This window comes from Maribellus maritimus (assembly GCF_022267315.1).
GTDB classification, from domain to species: Bacteria; Bacteroidota; Bacteroidia; order Bacteroidales; family Prolixibacteraceae; genus Draconibacterium; species Draconibacterium maritimum.
In genome coordinates this window covers 1-6,142 of the sequence record NZ_JAIKLE010000083.1, presented here as the reverse complement: position 1 = coordinate 6,142, position 6,142 = coordinate 1, and the positions used below count along the sequence as shown (strand labels likewise).

Here is a 6,142-nt window from a genome sequence, read left to right as displayed (position 1 = left end):
TTGACGCTATAACTTAAAATAATAGCAATCTCTGTATTGTTAAACTCAACATAGATTAGACAACAAATACGGAATTCAGATTCGTCAAGTTGTGGAAGTTCATTTTTTAACAGTACAAAGAAATCACTGGTTAATTTGTTTAATGTTTTGTAAAGTAAATTCCAATTCAAATTTTTGTATATCATTGTTAAAAGCTCATCCTAAAAGTAACCGAAGGGATCATCCTAAATAACGAAACATACACTAATGCAGGTTTTGTTACTGTACTAAAGCCTGTTTTACTATCATCGTTATCGATAAATACATATTTATAATCAAGATAATAGTAGTAAGGGTTTTTTCTGTTATATACATTGTATACACTAAATTCCCATTCGCCATTCCATCTTCTTTTCCTGAATTTATATAAATATGAGAGACTTAATGTATGGAAATCTTTCATTTTATATTCGTTTATTTCGCTTTGTGCATAAAAAGGTACTCCTCCGTGAGGTAAATCATATGTATACCCACCCGCAATTCCAAAATAATACTGGTTATACAAAAAAATAGGCAGGGTTGTTCTTGCTCCTGACATATAGTTAAAGTTGGCCGATAAAATATGCTTTTGGTTAAAATTGTAGGAAGCAACCATCACTAAATTATGTGGGCGATGGTGTTGCGCGTAAAACTCCTTGCCATTGTTTAACTCGCCGAACTGATGTTTGATTCCCGAAAGGGTATAGGCCATCCTCCCGTTTAACTTCCCGAAAGGCTTCTCTAAAAGCAACTCAATCCCATAAGATTTGCCCTGCCCTGTTGTAACAATCTCGTCAATGTCTTTTTTATTCGATATAATTGCAGTAAAGTTGCGTGAACTTTTCCCTGGAAGGTAGGATACAATATTTTTCATCTGCTTGTAGTAGGCTTCGGCTGTGAAATAAAACATCCTGCCGTGTATTTTCTTTTTGAGATTTGTTGCTATCGAATATTGGTGTGCATATTCCGGCTCATAATCATCGGAAAAAGGAATATGAATATCTATCGGCATCCCAAGCCCTGGATTTGTCAACAAATGTATTGCCTGTGAAACTTTTGTATAGGATAGCTTGACCGAATTGTCATTTTTGAGCAAATATTGAACATTAAGCCGGGGGTCTAATGAATACCATCGAGAGGATTTATTTATCATACAGCTAAACCTTACCCCAGTTTGTATTTTCAGGTTTGGATAAGGTAAAAAAAAATTGGATGCATAGGCACTGATTTCATAAAAAATATTCGAGGGAATAATGGACTGGGTATAGGTCGTGTCGGAATAAGTGCTATAAACTGTTGCAGGTGAAATGTCGTGGACGATATAATCGGCGCCCAAAAGAAGGTTTAATTGGTTGTCCGATTTTTTTTCGAACAACAACTTCAGGTATTTATCATCAATATACGAGTTAAAATCTTTTGTATAATTCAGTGTGGAATCTTTTTTTGACGATTCTTCAAGTATTTGCATTTTATATTTTGTCCATCCTGCTGTTGCCGAGAGTGTGCCATTTGCCGGGAATACATGTGTGTATTTTGCACTTACAAATTGGTTTTTCCATTTTAAATGGTCGTTATCGGCATTTCCCTCAGTTTCTCCCCCCTGGAGATAATAGTCCCTGTCGAAATATAAATCGACCATTAAACTGTTGCCCTCGTTTATTTTATGGTCTACTTTGCCAAAAAGTTCATAAAAACCCGCAACAGAATAGTCTTCACCTGATATGTAAGCCTTAATGATTTTATCGAAATGGGTTGTCCTTGCCGAAAGCAGAATACTTGTTTTATCCTTTATAACAGGCGCTTCCAGTGTAATTTTACCCGACAATGTACTTAGTTCCGCCTTGACGTTGAAAGTATCTTGTAAAGGGTCTTTAGTTTTAATATCGATTACCGACGATAATTTACCTCCGTAATTGACTGGGAAACTGCCCTTATAAAAATCAACCTCTTCGATAATGTCGGGCACGACCGACGAAAAAAAGCCAAACAAATGTGACGGGTGGTATATCATATTCCCGTCAATAAGAAAGAGGTTTTGATCGGTTGTTCCGCCCCGTACATAAATATCGGCAGCCCCTTCGCTTCCCTGTGCAACACCGGGCAAGGAACTTAATGTCTTTACAACATCCTTTTCCCCGAACAAAGAAGGAAATGACTTAATTGTCAGCGGCCTGACCCTTTCGAGTCCGGCGTACACATTTTCACTCTTATCAAAATGGTTTCCTGTAACTTCAACTTCCGGAATCAGGTAGTGTCTGACGCGGGATGACAAAAATACGATTATTACAGTATCTTTTTCCAGGTTTAGTTGAAAATGCTTTGGTTTATTTCCAGGGTAGTTAACAATTATCACATAATTATTTTGCAGCAAATTCAAAGATACCTGTCCTTGCTCATTGGTTTCTGTTACTGTGTCAATTTTGGGGATGTTAACCAAAACATTTGTTAATGGTTGTTGCGTTAGCGAATCCCTGACAATAAATTCTATTTTATGAAAGTTTTGGGCTGTTGCGTTATAACATAATAACGACAGATAAATAGTAGCTATATAAAAGAAAACCTTTTTTTGGAGCATGGTAAAAATATTTATAAATCTTTGTGTGTTAAACAAGGGGGTATCAACAATTAAAATATCTGGTTTTTCTATTCTTTTCTGCTAAGTCCAAGAAAATATGCAAACGTCACCGAAAAAATGCTGTTTTTTAAATCCCCGTAATTGGAAATTGTAGCAAATGACCCTGCGTACCCGGCTTGTACCTGGAGATTACGGAACCGGTAGCCAACCCCGGCATTGTATCCAAAATCAAAAGGTTTATAAACATCACTATCGGAATTGCCTACACTTAAATTAGAGGTATTAATACCTCCACTTTCTAAATTAGCTTTTAAACAATAGCCCCAATAAGGGCCAGCAAAAACCTGAAATTTATTTTTCACCAATGTTATGGAATACACAGCGTTTACAGGCATTTCTAGGTAGTGAAAATAATATTTACTATGGGTTCCCTCGTAAGACTTCATTTTTTCCCCTTTCACCGAGTATAAAAGGGTGGGTTGCAAGGCAAATGTTTCATTGAAATCGATATTTACTATACACCCAACCTGGGGCAATACAATTCTTTGCGGATCCTTATCGTTATCATTGCCAATAAACCGGGCCATATTTACACCTGCTTTAGGGGCTAAAGACACTTGTGCATTAACTTTTATAAAAAGACATAATACCAACAATAAAATTGAAATTGTTTTCATCTGATTAAAAATGTTTGTTTAAAAAGCATTGCATGGATTTCTCATGTCCGTTGGCCGACGGAAGATCATCTCATTTGCAGCGCATACTAATTTCATTATAACCTGTTTTTAGTTGTGTTATTGCCTTTTTAATCTTGATTAATTACCAGATTCATAAATAACCTGCGTGTCTTCCAGGTAACTTCCAAATATGCCATAGCCGCCTTTAATATTCGTATATTCCGGCATTATTCCCCTGAATAGATCTAAATACATCCCATCGGTATTATAGTGCAAATCATCGGTAACTTCGTTGAAAAAAATATAGTTTTCGGCATATTTATATAAATGTTTATCGGCAGTTATAAGCGTAATACAAGTTGAATGTTCATAACTTTCCCAGGTGGGAAATGTTTCGCTTTCAAACAACGCTATACTGTCTTTTATGTTATAATTAAAATTATAACCATATGCTATGCGAACAGTTGAGAAAAAGAAATTAGTCGAAACAAACTGGTATTTATTTCCTGAAGGGATTTTCCATGAGCCTATAAATTTATATTCGTCGTAATAACTGCCATCAATTTCTAAGCTGATAGTTATTAATCTCAAATCATCTTCCCATACTGCTGCATTTTCGGGAATAGTAGTACTTGCCACAACAGGAGTATAACCATCAACACTTATATATAACTTATAGGTCTCACCCTTTAACAGTTCGATGTCTTCTTTGGAACAGGAGTAATAAGGTACTGTATCGTTTGTAAGCTGTAAACGGATGCTGTCGTCCCTGTTTTGTTTATATAAAAAAACATCGGCGTTAAACAAATAAACGTCTTCTATGGCAACAATACTATCAGTTGACGAAGGAAATGTTTTGGCCACAAATACATTAACATCCCTTCCTGGCGTTATTGCCCCGTAAACCACCAGTTTCGAACCTTCTTCAAGCGATGGTATCTCTACTTCTGTTTTCTCTATACAGGAATGAAACATAAAACAACTCATAAAAAAAAAGAAAAGCGATGGGCACTTTTTAATTTCCTCTATAAAAAACTTGTATTTTAATACTGTCATGTTAACCCCTGATTATCTGTTTTTGAGTTGTCATAATTATTAGTACATAAAAATACGGTTAATTTATTCTAAATATTGTGCACAGGTATAAGGGTTACCTCATAGAAAAAATGATTATTCTGATTGCAGCTTTAGCCGATGGTATTGCCACATCTATTTTCTCAATAAAGGATTGGAACAGAATTTCTCCCTGATAGAAAGATAAAAAGGGCTACAGGGCAACAAAAATTGCCCTGTCAAATTGTAATATTCTGCTATTCCCATGTTATTTCCCAAACGCCAGTTTGTGAATAGTCATCCTGATAAGTGTAAGTACAATTAAGCTCCATACAGCGAAAATAAGTCTGCCCGCTATTCGTAACAATATTACCTCCTACGGTAGATTCATTTGTTCCGCTTCTTGAATAAGTTTTTTCATAAATAACGCCTGTATAATTATCAGCAGAATAAGATTGGAGGTAGGTTGTTTCAGCAGATACTGCTGCATACCACATATTATCATTTCGCCACCCAAAAGTTCCCCTTTTTCTACCAACAATTTTAACCCCAATTTCACTATAATTAGAATAGTTATTACACCAGGCATGTAAGTGGGCGCTAATTTTTTCAAGCAAGTCACCTTCATCGTTCATAAAAACCAATGGATCAGTGTTGTAATTTTTTCTGAGTAGTCGACTCCCCATTATGTAACTTTCTGTTACTGCCGCAGATTTTAAACAAACAGGAGTAAGCTTTTGACGTGTAATTTCATAGGTTACTATATTTGATTTAGCGGATTTTGTAATGTCTCCTAAATCAATTGCAGACAAAGCTGAAAAGTCCAGATCTGGAATCATGTATTCTACTGAGTACGTGATTTTATGTATTGTATCTCCGATAACAAATACCCCGTCTTCATTAACGACAGTAGCAAATTCCGGAGATTCAATAATGTAAGAGAAAGCGGAATCTGTTTCTGTCAAATAAATTAAACTATCCTTAGATGTCCCATTAAGAACTTTTCTGTAGGAAGCAGCAAAACCGTTTTCTATTTCCCAGTTTTCGAGGTCTTTTTCTTTTTTTTCATTAAGTGCTTGCATTGTTTTAGCGAAAGCTTTGGCATTTTTGAAATAAACAACATCGTCAACAACTTTTACGCCATCACTATTGTAATCAATTTGAGCAATTTCTTTATCAATAGTTTGGAAACTTTCTTCTTGTTCTTCCGAACATGAATAAATAAGAAATATTGAAACAATAAGAATTAAGCTAATCTTTAAAAAGTATTTCATTTGGGTCTTAATTTGAATTTAAAAATAATAGAGTACGTTCTGCCTATTTTCACCCTCTTCGGCAGTTGATCTTTTTTTGCAAAAAACTATAACAAGGGGATTTTGTTTTCGGTGCTTATCTGCTACGGTTAACTGTTAGAAATTATTTTTAACGGTTAAAATTATTCTTTTTTTATCTTTGCCCGCAGCTACATTTTGTAGTTATAACACTTTTAATGAGCAAGCATAGGTGGCAAGCCTATCCTTGCTCTTATTTTTATTATGATCTCTTTTTATACCGAAAAACAATTTTGTCGCGACACTAAGAAATGAAAATATACCTTGTTAAATTGTTCATCTTTAGCTTTTAGGGTATAAAATAAGTAATTTGTGAAACAACTCATTCAATTTCGAATGTGCCATACATATACTGCCCTGTTGAACATACAAAACGAACCTGATAGATGCCATATTCCCAATCAGATACATCAATTGAGATATACTCCTGTGTTTGTGTATTTATATTAGCTTCATAAACGATGTCACCCGATGTAGCATAAAACACT

Annotated in this window: 5 protein-coding genes; all 5 read right to left on the bottom strand. The window is 35.1% G+C overall.

Annotation, left to right across the window (positions count from 1 at the left end):
• Nucleotides 1-187: 187 nt before the first annotated feature.
• On the bottom strand, nucleotides 188-2,593 hold the full coding sequence (locus tag K5G00_RS28585) for a TonB-dependent receptor (RefSeq protein WP_238769913.1): 2,406 nt from the start codon (nucleotides 2,591-2,593) through the stop codon (nucleotides 188-190).
• A 68-nt stretch (nucleotides 2,594-2,661) separates the two neighbouring features.
• The gene (locus K5G00_RS28580) at nucleotides 2,662-3,270 is read right to left on the bottom strand and encodes a porin family protein (RefSeq protein ID WP_238769912.1); all 609 of its coding nucleotides are present in this window, start codon (nucleotides 3,268-3,270) and stop codon (nucleotides 2,662-2,664) included.
• Nucleotides 3,271-3,408: 138 nt separating this feature from the next.
• Entirely contained in the window at nucleotides 3,409-4,326 is a 918-nt protein-coding gene (locus K5G00_RS28575) for a DUF4249 family protein (RefSeq protein ID WP_238769911.1), read from the bottom strand.
• A gap of 254 nt (nucleotides 4,327-4,580) precedes the next feature.
• Complete coding sequence (locus tag K5G00_RS28570; RefSeq protein WP_238769910.1) at nucleotides 4,581-5,597, bottom strand: hypothetical protein; 1,017 nt, start codon at nucleotides 5,595-5,597, stop codon at nucleotides 4,581-4,583.
• A gap of 379 nt (nucleotides 5,598-5,976) precedes the next feature.
• Entirely contained in the window at nucleotides 5,977-6,141 is a 165-nt protein-coding gene (locus K5G00_RS30305) for a DUF3244 domain-containing protein (protein ID WP_394800890.1), read from the bottom strand.
• Between the last annotated feature and the right edge of the window lies 1 nt (nucleotide 6,142).